Source organism: Micromonospora sp. WMMD558 (assembly GCF_049315255.1).
GTDB lineage: Bacteria > Actinomycetota > Actinomycetes > Mycobacteriales > Micromonosporaceae > Micromonospora.
Map to the genome: position 1 here is coordinate 58450 of NZ_CP186061.1, position 17865 is coordinate 76314.

The window sequence follows — 17865 nt, forward strand, 5'->3', positions numbered from 1 at the left end:
GCCCGGGTCGGGCGGCGTCAGACCCGGGGGCGTGGAGCGTGCCCGCCGGCCGCCGCCATCGACCGCCACGAACCGTGCCCCAGGTGCGATCAGACGCCAGATCACGGGTGGCCGGGGTTGTTTTGCGGGAATTCGCAGGATCTCGGTGCCGGCGCTCGTCAGCGGGCGGCGACCTCGGCGGCGGTGAGGTCGGCGGCGAGGTCGGCGGGGACCGGTGCGGGCTCGCGGGCCGGGCGGTCGCGGCGGGCCTCGACGAGCAGGTCGGGGCGGCCGAGCTGGACCACGACCCGGTTGACCACCCGCTGGGCGGCGGCGAGCGAGCGCACCGACAGCAGCCGCCCCCTGCTCTCCCGGCGGAGGACGAAGAAGTGCACGGCGGCGCGGACCCCGCCCCGGTCGGCGGCGCTGGCGCTGGCGGTGGACACGACCAGCTCGCGCAGTGCGTGCGCGAGCCGCTCGGCGAGCTCCAGCTCGGGGCCGGTCAGGCCGGCGCGGACGACCGCGAGATGACTGTCGACCTTGCGGATGAGCACGTCGGTGCCGGGCTCGCCATTCCGCTCCTCGACAGCCATCCGGCCCCTCCCACCCCGCGCCCGCGTCGCGAGTGAAGTTACTTTATGTTGTGGGTCACAAGCAAGCAGTTAAGTAAGACTTAACGCATTCATCGTCATATCCATCGCTTTTGCCGATGAGCCGGACAGAAGGCTCGACCGCCGGGCGGGGTTGTCACACCGCCGAGGCAGGATGGAAGGCGTGGCGGAGGTGACGGGAGACGCGGCCGGGTCGGCGACGGGCGACGCGCTCGCCGCGTTCGGCACGGCCACCCGGGAATGGTTCACGGCCGCGTTCGCCGCGCCGACCGGGGCGCAGACGGGCGCCTGGCGGTCCACCGGCGCCGGGCGCAACGCCCTGGTCGTGGCTCCCACCGGCTCCGGCAAGACACTCGCCGCGTTCCTCTGGTCGCTGGACCGGCTGGCCCGCGAGCCCGCCCCGGCCGATCCCCGGCGGCGCTGCCGGGTGCTCTACGTCAGCCCGCTCAAAGCGCTCGCGGTCGACGTCGAGCGCAACCTGCGCACCCCGCTCGCCGGCATCCGCCAGGCCGCCACCCGACTCGGCCTCACCCCACCCGAGATCACCGTCGGGATGCGCACCGGGGACACTCCCGCCGACGAGCGCCGCGCCTTCGCCCGCACCCCGCCCGACATCCTCATCACCACGCCGGAGTCGCTGTTCCTGCTGCTCACGTCAGCGGCGCGGGACTCGTTGCGGGGCGTCGAGACGGTGATCGTCGACGAGGTGCACGCGGTCGCCGGCACCAAGCGAGGGGCCCACCTCGCGCTGTCGTTGGAGCGCCTCGACGAGCTGCTGCCCGCCCCGGCCCAGCGGATCGGCCTGTCCGCAACCGTCCGGCCGGTCGACACCTGCGCCCGTTTCCTCGGCGGGGCCCGGCCGGTCGACGTCGTCGCCCCGCCCACCGCCAAGACGATCGAGGTCGGTGTGCAGGTCCCGGTGGAGGACATGACGCGCCTCGACGAGCAGGAGCCGCCCGAGGACGACCTCGGCGGCTTCGGGCCGCGCCGGGCGTCGATCTGGCCGGCGGTGGAGGAGCGGGTGTTCGCCCTGATCCGGGCCCACCGCTCGACCATCGTCTTCACCAACTCGCGCCGCTCGGCCGAGCGGCTCTGCGCCCGGCTCAACGAGCTGGCGGCCGACGAGATCGCCGGCACCGGCCCGGCGGGCGGAGCCGACGCCGGGGCGGGCGACGGCGCCTGGGGCGGGCCGGTGGGCCCGGTGCGGGCCAACCGGCCGCCGGCCGAGCTGATGGCGCAGGCCGGCGCGGTGGCCGGCGCGCCCCCGGTCATCGCGCGGGCACACCACGGCAGCGTCTCCCGGGAGGAGCGCAAGCACATCGAGGAGGCGCTCAAGTCCGGGCAGCTTCCCGCGGTCGTGGCCACCTCCAGCCTGGAGCTGGGCATCGACATGGGCGCGGTCGACCTGGTGGTGCAGATCGAGGCCCCGCCGAGCGTGGCCGCCGGCCTGCAACGGGTCGGCCGCGCCGGGCACCAGGTCGGGGCGGTGTCCCGGGGCGTGGTGTTCCCCAAGCACCGCGGGGACCTGCTCTCCTGCGCCGTGGTGGCCGAGCGGATGACCGAGGGTGCGATCGAGGAGCTGCACTACCCGCGCAACCCCCTCGACGTGCTGGCCCAACAGGTCGTCGCGATGGTGTCCCTCGACCCGTGGCGGGTCGGGGACCTGGCCGTGGTGGTGCGCCGGGCCGCGCCCTTCGCCGAGCTGCCCGACTCGGCCCTGCACGCCGTGCTCGACATGCTCTCCGGGCGGTACCCGTCGACCGCGTTCGCCGAGCTGCGTCCCCGCCTGGTCTGGGATCGGGCGACCGACGTGCTGACCGGCCGGCCCGGCGCCCAGCGGCTGGCGGTGACCAGCGGCGGCACGATTCCCGACCGGGGCCTGTTCGGGGTCTTCCTGGCCGGGGCGGAGCGGGCCGCGCGGGTCGGCGAGCTGGACGAGGAGATGGTCTACGAGTCCCGCGTCGGCGACGTCTTCCTGCTCGGCTCGTCGTCCTGGCGCATCGAGGACATCACCCCCGACCGGGTGCTCGTCTCTCCCGCGCCCGGCCAGGCGGCCAAAATGCCCTTCTGGAAGGGCGACCAGCCGGGCCGCCCGGTGGAGCTGGGCCGGGCCATCGGCGCCCGGGTCCGCACCCTGCTGCGCCAGGGCGACGACGACGCCGCCGCCGCGCTGCGCGCCGGCGGGCTGGACGACTGGGCCGCCGGCAACCTGATGGCGTACCTGCGCGAGCAGCAGGCGGCGACCCGGGCGCTGCCGGACGACCGCACGGTGGTGGTGGAGCGGTTCCGTGACGAGCTGGGCGATTGGCGGCTCGCCGTCCACAGCGTGCTCGGCGCCCGCGTCAACGCGCCGTGGGCGCTCGCGATCGGCCGCCGGCTCACCGAGCGGTACGGGGTGGACGCCCAGGTGATGCCCTCCGACGACGGCATCGTCGTCCGCCTGCCCGACACCGCGGAGGAGCCGCCCGGCGCCGACGTGGTCGTCTTCGAGCCCGACGAGATCGCCCAGCTGGTCGAGGAGTCGGTCGGCACGTCGGCGCTGTTCGCCGCCCGGTTCCGGGAGTGCGCCGCCCGGTCGCTGCTGCTGCCCCGCCGGGATCCGCGCCGCCGTCAGCCGCTGTGGCAGCAGCGGCAGCGCGCGGCGCAACTGCTCGACGTCGCCCGGGAGTACGCGGACTTCCCGGTCACCCTGGAGGCGGCACGCGAATGCCTCCAGGATGTCTTCGACCAGCCGTCCCTCGCCGCGCTGATGCGGGAGCTGGCCGCCCGGAAGGTGCGCCTGGTCGAGGTGGAGACCCCGCAGCCGTCGCCGTTCGCGCGGTCCCTGCTCTTCGGCTACGTCGGAGCCTTCCTCTACGAGGGCGACGCCCCCCTCGCCGAGCGGCGCGCCGCCGCCCTCGCGCTGGACTCGGCGCTGCTCGGGGAACTGCTCGGCCGGGTCGACCTGCGGGAGCTGCTCGACCCGGCGGTGCTCGCCGAGACCGGACGCCAGCTGCGATGGCTGACCGAGCAGCGCCGCCCGCGCGACGCGGAGGACGTGGTCGAGCTGCTGCGGGTCGTCGGTGACCTCACCGCCGAGGAGCTGGCGACGCGCGGGGTGCCGGCGGAGTGGCTGACCGGGCTGGCGGCCGCGCGGCGGGTGCTGTCGGTCCGCATCGCCGGGGAGGAACGCTGGGTCGTCGTGGAGGACGCGGCCCGCCTGCGCGACGCGCTCGGTGTGGCGCTGCCGGTCGGCGTGGCCGAGGCGTACCTGGTGCCGGTGGCCGACCCGCTCGGCGACCTCGTCGCCCGGTACGCACGCACCCACGGCCCGTTCGCCGCCGCCACCTGCGCGGCCCGGTTCGGGCTCGGCGTGTTCGTGGTCGAGCAGGCGCTGCGCCGGCTCGCGGCGGCGGGCCGGGTGGTGTCCGGGGAGTTCGCGCCCGACACGGCCGGCTCCCAGTGGTGCGACGCCGAGGTGCTGCGGATACTGCGCCGTCGGTCCCTCGCGGCGCTGCGCCGGGAGATCGAGCCGGTGCCGCCGCGGGCGCTGGCCACGTTCCTGCCCCGCTGGCAGCAGGTCGGCTCCTCGGCGCGCGGGGTGGAGGCGGTCGCCGCGGCCGTCGAGCAGTTGCAGGGCGTGGCGGTGCCCGCGTCCGCACTGGAACGGCTGGTGCTGCCGGCGCGGGTCGCCGACTACTCCCCCGCCCAGCTCGACGAGCTGTGCGCCAGCGGTGAGGTGGTGTGGGCCGGTTCCGGCGCGATCTCCGGCGGCGACGGCTGGGTCACCCTCGCGTACGCGGACACCGCCCCGCTGCTGCTTCCCCCGCCGGACGAGTCGCTCAGCCGCACCCCGCTGCACGACGCGGTGCTCGACGCCCTCGGCGACGGGCAGGCGCTGTTCTTCCGGTCCCTGTCCGACCGCGTCGGCTCCACCGACGACGCCGCCCTGACCGCCGCCGTGTGGGACCTGGTGTGGGCCGGCCACCTCACCAACGACACGCTCGCCCCGCTGCGGGCGGTGCTCGGTGGCGGTGGGGCGCACCGGTCCCGCCCGGCCACGCCACGCACCCGGTACCGGCGTCCGGGGCGGGTCGCGCTGCCCACCCGCGGCGGCCCGCCCACCGTCGCCGGGCGGTGGTCGCGGCTCCCGGAACGGGACACCGATCCGACCCGCCGCGCGGCGGCCCTCGCCGACGTGCTGCTCGAACGACACGGGGTGGTGACCCGGGGCGCGGTCGTCGCCGAGCAGGTCAGTGGCGGCTTCGCCGCCGTCTACCCGGTGCTGTCCGCGCTGGAGGAGCGGGGGGCGGCCCGCCGCGGCTACTTCGTCGAAGGGCTCGGCGCCGCCCAGTTCGCGGTGCCCGGCGCGGTCGACCGGCTGCGCACGCTCGCCGACCCCGCCGACGGGGGGCGGGGCCGTGGCGGGCCGGCCCTGGTCCTCGCCGCGACCGACCCGGCCAACCCGTACGGCGCGGCACTGCCCTGGCCGGAGCGGGTGGTCGACTCGGGCGACGGCGCGGCGCCGGCCACCGGGCACCGGGCCGGCCGCAAGGCCGGCGCCCTGGTGGTGCTGGTCGCCGGTGACCTCGTGCTCTACGTCGAGCGGGGTGGCCGGACGCTGCTCTCCTTCACCGACGAGGCCGACACGCTGGCCGCCGCCGGCAAGGCGCTCGCCGACGTGGTCCACTCCGGAGCGCTCGGGGCGATCTCGGTGGAGCGGGCCGACGGCGAGGCGGTGCACTCGTCGCCGCTGCGCGACGCGCTGACCGCCGCCGGCTTCCGGGCCACCCCCCGCGGGCTCCGGCTACGCGGCTGACGGCTGCCGGGCCACGCCTCGCCGGATGCCGGCGACGGCCTGCGGCCACCCGGCTGACGGATCAGGGTGTCGCACCGGTCAGCGCAGGTCGGTGAGCACCTTCTCGTACTTCGGACGGTCGGCGGCCGGCGTCTTCGCCTCCAGGTAGTTGAGCACCACGGCACCCCGCTGGAACGACTGGCCGCTCCAGGTCTCGGCGATCTCCTTGGCGCTGACCTCGTCGGGGAACACGTACACCGTCACGCCGTCGGTGGCGATCAGCTCCGAGCAGCCCAGACCGAGCCCGTCCGGTCCGCAGTCGACGGACCGGTCCTTCGCGTCGGTGACCTTGAGCCCGGCCGCCTTGAACGCGGCGACGACCTCCCGCGCCCCGGGTGCGGCGCGCATGCGGGACGGCAGCACGGCCTTCGGCGCGCTCGACGGCCGGCGCTCGGTGGTGCCGGTCGCACCCGGCGCCGCCGGGTCGCCCGGCGCCGACGCGTCACCGGAGGGCGCGGAGGCGGCGGCGGCGGCCGACGGGCGCGAGCCGTCCCCCCAGGCTCCTCCCGAGGCCTTGTCGTTGTCGTCGCCGCAGGCGGCGGTCAGAGCGGTGGCGATGGCGAGCACCGCGACGGCGGGCAGGGTCCGGTTGGTCACCCTGGCAGTCTGCCAATCCCGGCCGCCGGTGGCATGGGCCGGTCGGCCAGTGGACTGTCCGACATCCGCCGAGCCGGGCCGCCGCACGCCACTCGACCTGCGGGTACGATCCGCCGCGGCACGGCGTCGACCCGGGAGGCGGGACATGGACGCGATCATCATCCGGCCGGCGGGGGCCGGTGACCGGTCGGCGGTGGACGCACTGCACGAGCGCGAGTGGGGCGGCCCGTACGTCGTCGCCCACGACACCCGCTACGACCTGCGTACCCTGCCGACCCTGGTCGCGGTGGACGGCGCCGGCACGGTCGTCGGAGCGCTCGCCCACCACGGCGACGGCGACGGGCTGGAGGTGGTGAGCGTGGTCGCCGCGATGCCGGGCGGCGGCGTGGGCACCGCCCTGGTCGCCGCCGCGACGGAGGTCGCGCGGGCCGAGGGGCGAGCCCGGCTGTGGCTCGTCACCACCAACGACAACCTGCGGGCGCTGCGCTTCTACCAGCGGCGCGGGCTGCGCCTGGTGCGCGTCGACGCGGATGCCGTCGACCGCGCCCGCCGCCTCAAGCCCACCATCCCCGAGGTCGGGGAGGACGGCATCCCGCTGCACGACGAGCTGGTTCTCGAACTGCGGCTCACCGAGCGGGACTAGCCTTTCGTCCCATGGCGCCGACGCCCTGGATCTCCTTCACCACCGACTACGGCCTCGCCGACGGTTTCGTGGCGGCCTGCCACGGGGTGATCGCCCGGCTGGCGCCGGCGGCCCGGGTCATCGACGTGACCCACCTGGTGCCGCCGGGCGACGTGCGGCGGGGCGCGGCGGTGCTCGCGCAGACCGTGCCGCACCTGCCGGCGGGCGTCCACGTCGCGGTCGTCGACCCGGGTGTGGGCACGGCGCGGCGGGGGATCGCCCTGGCCGCCGGGGACGCCCTGCTGGTCGGGCCGGACAACGGGCTGCTGCTGGACGCCGCGGTGGCGCTCGGCGGCGTCCGGGTGGCGGTGGAGCTGACGAACCCGGAGTGGCTCGGGCCGCGGGTGTCGGCCACGTTCCACGGCCGGGACGTGTTCGCGCCGGTGGCGGCCCGGCTGGCGCTCGGCGCGCCGCTGGCGGACGCCGGCCCGGCGGTCGAGCCGGGCACCCTGGTGGCGCTGCCGGCACCGCTGGTGCGCCCGGAGGCGGACGGTTTCACCGCCGAGGTACTGACCGTGGACCACTTCGGCAACGTGCAGCTCGCCGCACCGGCCGCGCTGCTGGAGCCGCTGCCCGCCGCCGTCCAGGTCGGGCACCAGCCCGCGGTGCACGGCCGGACCTTCGGTGACGCGCCACCCGGTGAACTGGTCGTCCATGTCGACTCGGCCGGCCTGGTCGCGGTGTCGGTGAACGGCGGCCGGGCCGCCGACCTGCTGGCGGTCGGGCCGGGCGACCGGCTGCACGTGAGCGCCGCCTGACGACGCGCGCTCGCGGGAGGGAGGATGGGAAGGTGCCCGAAGGCGACACCGTCTGGAACACCGCCCGCGTCCTCCAGCGGGCGCTCGCCGATGCCCGGCTGACCGGCAGCGACTTCCGGGTCCCCCAGCTCGCCGGCACCGACCTCACCGGCTGGACGGTGCGCGAGTCGGCCAGCCGCGGCAAGCACCTGCTGCTGCGCCTCGAATCCCCGCCGGGCGCGTCGGCTCCCGGGCACCCGTCCGCCGCCGACGGTTCGCCGGCCGAGCCGGACACCGGCACCCGGTGGACGTTGCACTCGCACCTGCGGATGGACGGCGCCTGGCGGGCGTACGCGCCGGGCGAGCGCTGGGCCGCGCGCCCGGCGCACCTGATCCGGGTGGTGCTGCGCAGCCCGCACGCGGTGGCCGTCGGCTACCACCTGCACGACCTGGCGCTGGTCCCGACCGCGGCGGAGGGCCACCTCGTCGGTCACCTCGGCCCCGACCTGCTCGGCCCGGACTGGGACCCGGCGGAGGCGGTTCGGCGACTCGCCGCCCACCCGGACACCACCATCGGCGAGGCCCTGCTCGACCAGCGCAACCTCGCCGGCATCGGCAACCTCTACAAGTGCGAGGTGCTGTTCCTGCGCGGGGTGTCGCCGTGGACGCCGGTCGGCGCCGTCCCCGACCTCGCCGGCACGGTCACCCTGGCGCAGAGGCTGCTCGCCGCGAACCGGGGACGGTGGACGCAGAGCACCACCGGGGCACTGCACCGGGGGCAGACCAGTTACGTGTACGGCCGGCGGGCCCAGCCCTGCCGCCGCTGCGGCACGGCCATCCGCAAGGAGGAGCTGGGCGAGCGTGTCACCTACTGGTGCCCGGTCTGCCAACCACCCAGCCAGTGAGCCGGGGTGCTCAATGGTCAATGATGCGAGGGTCGCCTAGACGAGTGATTCCGAATGGATCAGTGGTCGTACGCGGTCAGGGAGCGTTTGACGTCGGCGTTTATGCGCCAGTTGTGCCAGATCGCGGCGGTCATGGCCAGGAGCCGTTGGGCGACGCGGGCGTACACCCCGGCCGGTGTACGACCGCCGTGTCCTTCCAGGTTGAGCTGGCCTTTCAGGGTCTGGTTGACCGACTCGATCCACTGCCGGACCCCGGCGAGGTTGCCGAAACGGCGCCGTTCGTCCTTGCGGTCCGGCCTGGCCAGTAGCACCTCGACCTGCTCGGCGCAGTAGCGTTCGATCGCCCTGCCAGCCAGGCCCTTGTCGGCCAGCACGACCATGCCCGGTGCCAGAGCGCCCAGTTCGCGTGCGTAGTCGAGCAGGTCCTCGGCGATCTCGCGTTCGCCGATCTTCGGGTCGGCCAGGCACCACGCCAGCGGGAGCCCTTCGGCGGTGGTCAACAGGTACAGCTTCAGGCCCCAGTACCAGCGCGAGTGCGACGCGCAGTAGCCGTAGCCGGCGATCTCGGCCAGCGCGGAGCGCTGCACGGTGGACCGAGAGGTGCCGCACGGCACCGGGGTGGCGTCCAGCAGTCGCAGCTGGTCGCCGATGGTGGGGCACAGCCCGGCCAGGTACATCGTGGTTCGGCAGATCAGCGGCGCGGCGGCCTTGACCCGCTTGTGGTAGCCGGGCTGTTTGGGCAGGTAGGGAAACAGATGCCCGAGACGGCCGTAGCAGATCCGCAGCCAGTGGTGCTCGGAGCGGGCGCCCAGCAGCACCTGAGCCACGGCCAGGCAGACCAGTTCGGCCTCGGAAAGTCGCTTCGGCCGGCCCGGGCCTTTGCGGCCGGGCGGGATGACGTGGTCGTCGATAAGCACGTACAGTGCGGTCAAGAGGGTGTCGAGGTCTGTCTTCACAAACGACCATCGATGCCCTCTCTACTTGCGCTGGTCAACCTGCCACGCCGCTCAACCCAGAGTTGGGAATCACTCGTCTAGGAGCCGGAAACGACCGCGCGAGGCGGGTCAGCACGACTGCCGGCCAGTCCTGGCGAGGTCGAGCAGGCGGCGCACCTGGTAACAGAGGACGCGGCCTTGCCCGAAGGACAGCACGACCTCCTGCCCGCCTTCATTGGCGACGGCCACCGTCAGCACAGACCGCACCGCGTCGCCGAGTGCCTGGGTAAGGGCGATGTCCACGATCACCGGCTCAGGGTGGCCGCTGCTGACGGGCAGCCGCACAGACTTGTGGCGGCCACGCTGGCCGCAGTCGCGGCGGTCGCACCAGTGGGGGTGCGACATGTCGACGGGGTCGGCGAGGCGGCCGGTGGGGTAGACGTGCAGGTGCCCGCAGGGGCGGCTGACGTCGGAGGCGAGTGTAACGGGATGGGCGGTATGCCCGGTCGTTTCGATGACGGCGATGGCGGGCGTGGTGTGCTGCGGGCAGACGTAGGCGGACGCATCGAGTGATTCGCTGCTGTAGATCTCGATGCGGACCGCAGCTGGCGCCCCACAGTGCGGGAACGCGATGGGTAGGGTGCGCATGGGTCGACCTCCCAGGGTCGATCAAGGCCCCCGGTGAGCGTGTGCAGTGCTGGCCGGGGGCGCGTACTTGGCGCTTACGCCTCCTGACACTACGCGTCTGGAGGCATCGTCGGTAGACCGCAATGATGCCTCATGGCGCCTCGCATAGCGAGGCATCGGTGCAGGCGTGACAGCATGCCCGCATGCAAGACGACCTTGAGGCCGCTGCACGCGAGTACAGGGAGGCCCAGGCCGCCATTGAGACCGCGAAGGACGAGGCGAGGCAGCACGTCGCGGATGCCCGGGAGAGAGCTACCAGGGCGCGGGAACGACTTGCTGTCGCGATCATCGCCGCCGCGCGGGCTGGGCGTCGGCAGAAAGACATCGCCGAGACGGCCGGCTACCAGCGCGAGCAGGTACGCCGCATCCTGCGTGCCGGCGGGGTAGAGCCGGAGTAGAAGCGCGCGGCGCGCAGGTGGACGGGGCATCTGGAGGTTGCCAGGGACGCTGGGTAATGATCCCCGCCTGCCCTGCACGGAGGCCGCGGCAACACGACCTCACAGCAGGCGAGCTGCGCACCCGATCCGTTACACCACAACCGAAAGCCAGTCCGCGCAGGTGGCGCGGTCGCACCTGCCAGGTACAGTCCGCGACCATGGATGAGGTGACCTGGCTCGATATCGTCGCCGTACTCGCTGCCCTCGGCGGGGTGGCCGTGGCAGTGCTTTCGTGGGTGGTGTCGCGCGGCTCCCGTGACGAGGCGCGGCGGTCAGCCGACGCCGCCGAGGTGTCAGCGAAGGCGGCGCAGGACTCCGCCCGGGAGGCGGCCGCCGTCGCGGCGATCGAGCGTGACCGCGAGCACGACCGCTTGGGGCCCGGGCCGGTTCCCGACATCACCTCGAAGCTGGAGACGAACCCGCGGGGCAGTGGTCTGCCCCGGACGCTGTGGGGCACGGTGACGCTGCCTCGGGACTACCGCGTGCGAGCGTTCGCGGTCAGCGGCAACTCGTCCTCGCAGATCAGCCTGGATCTGCTGGTGCACGCAGGAAGGCCGTACCGGTTCGCGATCGAGCAGTGGCCACCGGGGCGCACGGAGCCTGTCGCGGAGTACGTGCTGTTCCGGTTCTGGCCGCCAGCGGAGACTGATGACGTAGACGCGTGGCGGTGCCCATGCGACCGGGCGCAGGCTGACGGAGACGAGCGGACGCAGGGCCACTGGGAGTGGCGTGTGCCTGTTCAGTATCGGACCCCAGGGCGTCCGAGGGTGGTGGTGGTGGCGCATTGAGCCCCGCAGTTGCCCCCATCTTCGGCACGGCCGCCAACGCCTGGATCACGCCCAGCATGCTCATCGCCTTGTCCGCCCTCGCCTTTACCATTGCCTCGTTCTGGTGGATGAACGTCCGCCGGGGACGGCTGAGCGCGAGCGCTCCACACTCCTTCGCCGCCTCGGTAGCACCAGACCAGGTTCTCCTGAACCTGCCCCTGGTCTTCCACAACGACGGCGCGGCACCGATCGTGGTTCAGAATCTTCGCCTCCGGCTTGAGCGGCCTGCTGGACACCAAACGCGACGGATCGGCGCCTCTCCCGAGCAGCCATCCCCTGATGTATTCGAGGTGGTCGACCCGTTGCCCGTCACCATGTGGTGGCGTGGCACCAGGCAGGAGGTTCAGCCTCGGGATGGCAACCGGCCACTGCCGGCCGCGTTTCCAGTTGCTGGGAGGATTGCCGTCTTGATGTTCATCGAGTTTGGGTTGCGCCGCGTGCCGGACTCGCCACTGCTCGACGGGCTCGGCGGCCCATGTCACGCCACTGTGGAGGTGAGGCTTGCCCACCGGCATAGATGGTCGGACCTCATCACGTTTGACCTGCACACCCAGCTCGTCAATGTAGACAACTACATCGCCTGGCCCAACGACCCGGACTGGCAGGCGTAGGCAGGGCTCATCGAACTGTGGTCGCGCCCGCCGGCCCGCAGATTGGCGACTGGCGCGACCACGTCTCTACTTGCGTCTAAGCGAGCGCAGCCGGGCAGGTGGCCCCATCCGCGCGACTTCGCCACCCAGCGGCTGCCCATAGAGTCCGTTGCAAACAGTGCCCTCGGTCCGCCACTTGTCCGCCTCCGCCTGCGCGAAGCCGAACCCGTCCGACCCGCCGAGGCCCGGGGTAGGCTGGCTCACCGATCGGAGGTGCCGATGCCCACGCGACCCGCCGCCGCGCCGGCCCGGCTGCCCGTCGAGGTGTCCGGCGCGGTCAGCCGGTACCTCGACGCGATCGACGCCGCGCTGCCGGGCTTCGTCACCGGGCTGTACGTCACCGGCTCGGCCGCCCTGGGCGCCTGGCAGGCCGGCGCCAGCGACATCGACACCCTGATCGTGACCGCGCGCCCAGCCTCCGGCGGCGACCTCGCGCACCTGGCGCGGCTGCACGCCGCCCTGCCGGACCGGCCCTGTCTCGACGGGATCTACCTGGACGAAGGGTCCCTCGCCGGGTTCCCCGCCGACCGCCGGGTCACGCCCTTCGTGGTGAACGGGCAGTTCCACGCCGACCGCCCGTGCGGCGACCTCAACCCGGTCCTGTGGCTGGTGCTGTGCCGGCATGGCGTGGCCGTACGGGGACCAGCGGTCGCCGACCTCGCGATTCCCGCCGACTCCGCCGCCCTGGTGACGTACCTCAGGGACAACCTGCGCACGTACTGGCGTCCGCTGGCCCGCGACATCCGTGAGCACCTGCGCGACATCGCTGACGACGACCCGGTCGAGGCGGACGGCGTGGCGTGGGCTGTGCTCGGTCCCGCCCGGCTCCACTACACCTTGACGCACGGTGACATCGTGTCGAAGGCGGAGGCGGGCGCGTACCTGACCGCGCTGCTGCCGGAGTGGGCGGACCTGGCCGATCGCGCGGTCCGCTGGCGGGCCGGCGAACCTCTCCGCTTCACCGCCGCCGACCTGCGCGCCGCCGCCGCTTCCATCGACGCGGTGGTGACCGACGCCGACAGGCGCCTCGCTCAGGCCGAGAGCTGACTTGGACACTGTCGAGCTGCCCCATCCGTGCGACCGCCGGGCGCTCCTCCCGGCCCTGGCCGTGGCACCGACGCTGTCGATCTGCCCCACCGATGCGACCGCCGCCGATCCTCCCTGTCTCCGAGCGTGGCACTGACAACGCTCGGCCTCCGGCGCGTCGTGCGACCACGGACGCGTGCGGCTCTGCCCCATCTGTGGGGCAGCTCGACAGCTCGTCGCGGACCATGCGCTCCGCCGGATGACGTCGGACGTGCCGGGTCAGGACCGGCCGCGCGGCCACCGGCGGCGGCCGGGCCCACCACGTGGGACGGCGTGTCGGGCGGGACACTCCGGGGACGGCGGCAGGAATCGGCGCGCCGACCCAGATAGGGACGATTGGGTACTTCCTAACCACCGTCCCGGGTCGCATGCTGCGGTTGCGTGCTCACACACCGTCAGCTCAGCGCGCCGCGCCGCCACGCCGAGGTAGCGGCCCCGCGCCCGACGCCGGGAGAGCCATGGACCTGTTCCGCAGACTCCGGATCCCGTGGGCGGACCGACCGGCCGCCGACCGTCCCGACGGCACCGGTAATCCCGGCCGCGCCGCCGCCGGCCCGACGGTCCCGGCGGCCCGGAGCGCGGACGACGCCACGCCGGCACCCGCGAGCCTCGACCCGGCCGCGCTCCCCCGCTGCTTCGGGCCGGTGCCCAACCACGCGCACAGCCCGCTGCCGGTCCTCGACGCCGACGGCCAGGTGGTGCCCGGCACCGGGATCCGGAAGTTCGTCGACCCGCTGCCCACCCTGCGCGCCGCCGGCTCGACCGGGACCACCGATGCCACCGGGGCGTCACCGACCGGCGGCGGGCCCGTCGACGGCCTGCCGATCGCGGCCCCCGACACCATCACCTATCCCGGTTGCGACTACTACGAGATCGGGCTCCGCGAGTACGCGCAACGACTGCACCGCGACCTCCCGGCGACCCGGCTGCGCGGCTACCGGCAGCTCAACCTCGGCACCGACCCGACCGGGCACAACACGCTCGCGCCGCCGGAGCGCCCCGTCCACCTCGGCCCGGTGATCGTAGCCCGGCGGGGCCGGCCGGTACGGGTGAAGTTCATCAACCAGCTCCCCACCGGGCGGGCCGGCGAGCTGTTCCTCCCCGTCGACCCGACGATCGAGGGAGCGGGCACCGGGCCGCTCGACGGGCCGGCGCCGTACCCGCAGAACCGGGCCGTGCTGCACCTGGCGGGGGCGCAGACCGGCTGGATCAGCGCGGGCAACCCGTGGCAGTGGATCACCCCGGCCGGGGAGATCACCCCCTACCCGACCGGGGTGGGGCTGACCCACGTGCCCGACATGCCCCACCCCGGCGCCGGGGCCACCACGCTCTACTACCCGAACGACCAGAGCGGACGGCTACTCACGTTCCAGGACAACACCGTCGGCCTGGCCCGGCTGACCGTCTACTCCGGGCAGCTCGCGCTCTACCTGCTCACCGACCCGGCCGAGGAGCGGCTGGTCGCCGACGGGGTGCTCCCCGCCGACCAGATCCCGCTGGTGTTCGAGGACAGGACCTTCGTGCCCGACGACACCCAGCTGGCCGGTGAGGACCCGACCTGGGACCGGGACCGGTGGGGCGCCCGCGGCAGCCTCTGGCATCCGCACGTCTACCAGCCCCGGCAGAACCCGCACCGCAGCGGCGGCGGAAACCCGACCGGGCGCTGGGACTACGGGCCGTGGTCGCGTACCGCCGAGGAGACCGGCCCGGACGGCGAGTCGTGGCCGAACGGCGCGGCACCGGCCACCGGCCCCGGCCCGGTGCCGAACCCCCACCACGACCCGGTCACCGCGCCGGACGAGCCGCCGGTGACGCCGGGCGTTCCGCACCCGTCGGCGGTGCCGGCCGCGTACGGCGACACGGTGCTGGTCAACGGCGTGGCGTACCCATGGCTCGCGGTCGAGCCGCGCGCCTACCGCTTCCGCATCCTCAACGCGTGCCCGGACCGCAGCCTGAACCTCCAGCTCTACCGTGCCCGCGCCGCCGGTCCGTTGTGGGATCCGGACGGCGCGCTCGCCGACCCGGGAGCCGGCGAGATGCCGATGGTCGAGGCGGTCCGGACGCCGGACCGCCCGGCCGGCTGGCCGGCGGACGGGCGTGAGGGCGGGGTGCCGGACCCCCGCGCCGCCGGTCCGGAGCTGGTACAGATCGGCAACGAGGGTGGCCTGCTGCCGGCCCCGGTGGTCATCCCGAACCAGCCGGTGACCTACCGGTACGACCGGCGCGACCCCACGGTGCTCAACGTCGACGGGCACGCCCTGCTGCTCGCCCCCGGGGAGCAGGCCGACGTACTGGTCGACTTCTCCACGGTCGCCCCGGGCGGCACGCTGATCCTCTACAACGACGCCCCGGCGCCGCTGCCCGGCTTCGACCCCCGGTACGACCACCACACCGACGCGCCGGACCTCCGTGCGGAGGGCGGGACGCCGCCGAGCCGCCCCGGTTACGGCCCGAACACGCGGACGCTGCTCCAGTTCCGGGTGAGCGGCACGCCGGCACCCCGGTACGACCTGGCCCGGCTGCGCGAGCGGCTGCCTCGCGCGTACGCGGCCAGCCAGCGCCCGCCGATCGTGCCGCAGCCCGCGTACGACGCGGCGCTCGGCACCCGCACCGCCCGCGAGACGGTGGTGCCCGTCCACGCCACCACGGTGAGCTTCACCCCGATCGGTGGCGGCTCGCCGGTGCTGCTGCCGCTCGCCGTGAAGGCGGTCCAGCAGGTCTTCGAGCCCGGTCACGGCCGGCTCGCCGGGCGGCTCGGCGTCGGGCACCCGCACGGCGGCCCGCTGGGGCCCGCCGTGCTGCCGCTCGGCCCGGCCGATCCGGCCACCGAGGTGGTGCAGGTCAGCGACCCGGCGGCGCCGGTCGGCGCACCAGGCGACGGCACGCAGCTCTGGCGGATCCGCGGGGCCAGCCGGCAGACCCAGCCGGTCCGGCTGGACGGTGTCGACCTGCAACTGGTCAACCGGGCGGGGTGGGACGGCACGCTGCGACCGCCCGACGAGAACGAGCTGGGCTGGAAGCAGGTGGTCCGGGTGAACCCCCGGGAGGACGTCATCGTCGCGCTGCGCCCGGTCGCGCCATCCCTACCGTTCAAGATCGGCGACAGCGTACGGCTGCTGGACCCCGGCCGGCCCGCCGGCGCGCGTACCGGCTCCACACCGGTGAGCCCGGTGGACGGCCGGCCGGCGCTGGTTGTCAACCAGTTGGTGAACCTGGGCTGGGAGTACCGCTGGCACAGCCAGCTCGCCGGCCACCGGGACCAGGGCATGAGCCGGCCCCTCGTGCTGCGGGTCGCCCCGAAGGCGCCCACCGGCCTGACCGCGACTCCGGCACCGGGGTCGGCCACCGCGTTACCGGCGATCACGCTCGCCTGGACCGGCAACGGCAGCCGGCCGGCGGCCGCGAGCCACCTGCTCCAGCGGGCCACCGATCCGACCTTCACCGAGGGGCTCACCGGGATCACGGTGGCCGCCACCGCCACCCGGTACACCGACGCCACGGTCACCCCCGGCGTCACCTACCACTACCGGATCCGGGCGGAGAACTCGGTGAGCTGCTCGGCCTGGTCGAACAGCGTGCCCGCGTCGGTCCAGCTCGCGGCGCCGGCCGGGCTCGCCGCGGCGGTGCCGCCGGCGGCTCCGCTGCGGGTGGCGCTGCGGTGGCGCAACCGGTCCTTCGCCACCGGCATCGACGTGCAGCGGGCCACCAACCCGACGTTCACCAGCGGGCCGGGCACCACCGCGATCGGCGTCGGCGACACCCACCTGGACACCGCCGTGGCACCGGACACCATCTACTACTACCGGGTGCGCACCACGTACCTCGGCGCGGCCTCACCGTGGTCCACTGTGGCGCAGGTGACCACCCCGCCGCGGCCGGGTGTGCCGACCTCGGTCAGCGTCACCGCCACGGCGCCGGCCCCGGACACGGCGTCGGTGATCCTGGGCTGGACGGCCAGCACCCCGGCGGGGCAGGGCGCCGGGTTCACCGTGCAGCGGGCCCTGGATGCCGCGTTCACCCGGGAGGTGGCCACCTTCACCGTGAGCGGGCGGGGCTTCACCAACACGGGCCTGGTCCGCGGCGTCACGTACCACTACCGCATCCGCTCGTTCAACGTCGTGGGCACGTCCGCGTTCAGCACGCCCGTGGCGGTGACGACGCCCCAGTGACTTGGCGGCCTCAATCCGTGGTCCCGCACGGGCCATCGTGGTCGGTGCGTCGGCACCCGGTTGCGCCGCTATCGCGTGAACTCAGATCGGCGCTGGTGGCGATACCCGGCTCCTTACGCCGCGGACGGTGAGCCTCCGCCCAGGTAGACCACTGATGCAATCATGCACGCCAGACAGAGGACCAGCAGTGCTACGTGCACCGGCCGCCAACTGCGCGCCACGGAACCGGCGGTCGTTACCATCGGCGTTTCCTCCATGAGCCTCAGTATCGCCCTCAGCCTTCGTTCGTATTCGGCGACACTCAACGTATGACCGCCACCCACTCCAGGTATCAGTGCGCTCATATCGATGGGGGAATGCCCCAGCACCCGCAACTCGATGTTGAGTCGCGAATGACCCTGAACTCCATCGACGAGCGACCGCGGCACGTCGTATCTGACCATCGGGTTGGCCACCACGACATGCGTTTTGGTCACCGCAATGTACGCCGCCGGACCAGCTAGGTAGAAGAGCGCGATTCCAGTTGCCAGGAACGGAAAAAAGCCAACTATCACCCTGGCGTTCTCATCCGTGATCTCCGTCAGAGACCACACCCCGGCCGCCGCCAGTATCACCATACCCATGAAGGCGAGCTTGTCCAGACGCCGAATCACCGTCTCGCCTCTGCCACGACTGTGATCCAGGTTCACGTGGCCCTCGGGGGTCTTGAGTCCGAACAGCCAGCAC

At 73.9% G+C, this 17865-nt stretch carries 14 protein-coding genes; 9 read left to right on the top strand and 5 right to left on the bottom strand.

Annotation, left to right across the window (positions count from 1 at the left end):
* Positions 1-158: 158 nt before the first annotated feature.
* Positions 159-572 carry a hypothetical protein gene (locus ACN26Y_RS00295; protein ID WP_422734052.1) on the bottom strand — a complete coding sequence of 138 codons (414 nt, stop codon included), beginning with the start codon at positions 570-572 and terminating at the stop codon, positions 159-161.
* 181 nt (positions 573-753) lie between these two features.
* On the opposite strand from ACN26Y_RS00295, the gene ACN26Y_RS00300 reads away from it, so the two are divergent.
* Positions 754-5388, top strand: coding sequence for an ATP-dependent helicase (locus ACN26Y_RS00300; protein ID WP_422734053.1), 4635 nt, complete (start codon positions 754-756; stop codon positions 5386-5388).
* A 78-nt stretch (positions 5389-5466) separates the two neighbouring features.
* Here the strand turns inward: ACN26Y_RS00300 and ACN26Y_RS00305 are convergent, their stop codons facing one another.
* Positions 5467-6024, bottom strand: coding sequence for a hypothetical protein (locus tag ACN26Y_RS00305; protein WP_155333501.1), 558 nt, complete (start codon positions 6022-6024; stop codon positions 5467-5469).
* 145 nt (positions 6025-6169) lie between these two features.
* Between ACN26Y_RS00305 and ACN26Y_RS00310 the strand changes: the two genes are divergently transcribed.
* From ACN26Y_RS00310 to ACN26Y_RS00320, 3 genes are read left to right on the top strand one after another with little or no spacing between them, the layout of a single operon-like run.
* On the top strand, positions 6170-6667 hold the full coding sequence (locus ACN26Y_RS00310; RefSeq protein WP_422734054.1) for a GNAT family N-acetyltransferase: 498 nt from the start codon (positions 6170-6172) through the stop codon (positions 6665-6667).
* 11 nt (positions 6668-6678) lie between these two features.
* The gene (locus ACN26Y_RS00315; RefSeq protein WP_155333503.1) at positions 6679-7464 is read left to right on the top strand and encodes an S-adenosyl-L-methionine hydrolase; all 786 of its coding nucleotides are present in this window, start codon (positions 6679-6681) and stop codon (positions 7462-7464) included.
* Positions 7465-7496: 32 nt separating this feature from the next.
* The gene (locus tag ACN26Y_RS00320; RefSeq protein WP_422734055.1) at positions 7497-8348 is read left to right on the top strand and encodes a zinc finger domain-containing protein; all 852 of its coding nucleotides are present in this window, start codon (positions 7497-7499) and stop codon (positions 8346-8348) included.
* 59 nt (positions 8349-8407) lie between these two features.
* Here ACN26Y_RS00320 and ACN26Y_RS00325 read toward each other — a convergent pair whose 3' ends face one another.
* Positions 8408-9304 (bottom strand): IS982 family transposase, encoded by an 897-nt coding sequence (locus ACN26Y_RS00325; RefSeq protein WP_155331462.1) that lies wholly within the window; start codon positions 9302-9304, stop codon positions 8408-8410.
* A 108-nt stretch (positions 9305-9412) separates the two neighbouring features.
* Complete coding sequence (locus tag ACN26Y_RS00330; protein WP_422734056.1) at positions 9413-9931, bottom strand: hypothetical protein; 519 nt, start codon at positions 9929-9931, stop codon at positions 9413-9415.
* 182 nt (positions 9932-10113) lie between these two features.
* On the opposite strand from ACN26Y_RS00330, the gene ACN26Y_RS00335 reads away from it, so the two are divergent.
* The 5 genes from ACN26Y_RS00335 to ACN26Y_RS00355 all read left to right on the top strand — a co-directional run bounded on the left by ACN26Y_RS00335 (position 10114) and on the right by ACN26Y_RS00355 (position 17139).
* Positions 10114-10368: a hypothetical protein gene (locus ACN26Y_RS00335; RefSeq protein ID WP_422734057.1), complete on the top strand. Its 255-nt coding sequence runs from the start codon at positions 10114-10116 to the stop codon at positions 10366-10368.
* Between the two features lie 197 nt (positions 10369-10565).
* The gene (locus ACN26Y_RS00340; RefSeq protein ID WP_422734058.1) at positions 10566-11195 is read left to right on the top strand and encodes a hypothetical protein; all 630 of its coding nucleotides are present in this window, start codon (positions 10566-10568) and stop codon (positions 11193-11195) included.
* Positions 11192-11845 (top strand): hypothetical protein, encoded by a 654-nt coding sequence (locus tag ACN26Y_RS00345; protein ID WP_422734059.1) that lies wholly within the window; start codon positions 11192-11194, stop codon positions 11843-11845. Before ACN26Y_RS00340 ends, ACN26Y_RS00345 begins: the two co-directional genes overlap by 4 nt.
* A 258-nt stretch (positions 11846-12103) precedes the next feature.
* Positions 12104-12931 (top strand): aminoglycoside adenylyltransferase domain-containing protein, encoded by an 828-nt coding sequence (locus ACN26Y_RS00350; RefSeq protein ID WP_422734060.1) that lies wholly within the window; start codon positions 12104-12106, stop codon positions 12929-12931.
* Positions 12932-13428: 497 nt separating this feature from the next.
* Positions 13429-17139, top strand: coding sequence for a hypothetical protein (locus ACN26Y_RS00355; protein WP_422734061.1), 3711 nt, complete (start codon positions 13429-13431; stop codon positions 17137-17139).
* 113 nt (positions 17140-17252) lie between these two features.
* Here ACN26Y_RS00355 and ACN26Y_RS00360 read toward each other — a convergent pair whose 3' ends face one another.
* Positions 17253-17828 carry a hypothetical protein gene (locus ACN26Y_RS00360; RefSeq protein WP_155333509.1) on the bottom strand — a complete coding sequence of 192 codons (576 nt, stop codon included), beginning with the start codon at positions 17826-17828 and terminating at the stop codon, positions 17253-17255.
* Positions 17829-17865 lie beyond the last annotated feature (37 nt).

Bases quoted from the DNA above. Each gene is read 5' to 3' on its own strand.
- ACN26Y_RS00340 (WP_422734058.1), top strand. From the start codon at position 10,566: ATGGATGAGGTGACCTGGCTCGATATCGTCGCCGTACTCGCTGCCCTC.
- ACN26Y_RS00355 (WP_422734061.1), top strand. From the start codon at position 13,429: ATGGACCTGTTCCGCAGACTCCGGATCCCGTGGGCGGACCGACCGGCC.
- ACN26Y_RS00335 (WP_422734057.1), top strand. From the start codon at position 10,114: ATGCAAGACGACCTTGAGGCCGCTGCACGCGAGTACAGGGAGGCCCAG.
- ACN26Y_RS00315 (WP_155333503.1), top strand. From the start codon at position 6,679: ATGGCGCCGACGCCCTGGATCTCCTTCACCACCGACTACGGCCTCGCC.
- ACN26Y_RS00295 (WP_422734052.1), bottom strand. From the start codon at position 572: ATGGCTGTCGAGGAGCGGAATGGCGAGCCCGGCACCGACGTGCTCATC.
- ACN26Y_RS00310 (WP_422734054.1), top strand. From the start codon at position 6,170: ATGGACGCGATCATCATCCGGCCGGCGGGGGCCGGTGACCGGTCGGCG.
- ACN26Y_RS00330 (WP_422734056.1), bottom strand. From the start codon at position 9,931: ATGCGCACCCTACCCATCGCGTTCCCGCACTGTGGGGCGCCAGCTGCG.
- ACN26Y_RS00350 (WP_422734060.1), top strand. From the start codon at position 12,104: ATGCCCACGCGACCCGCCGCCGCGCCGGCCCGGCTGCCCGTCGAGGTG.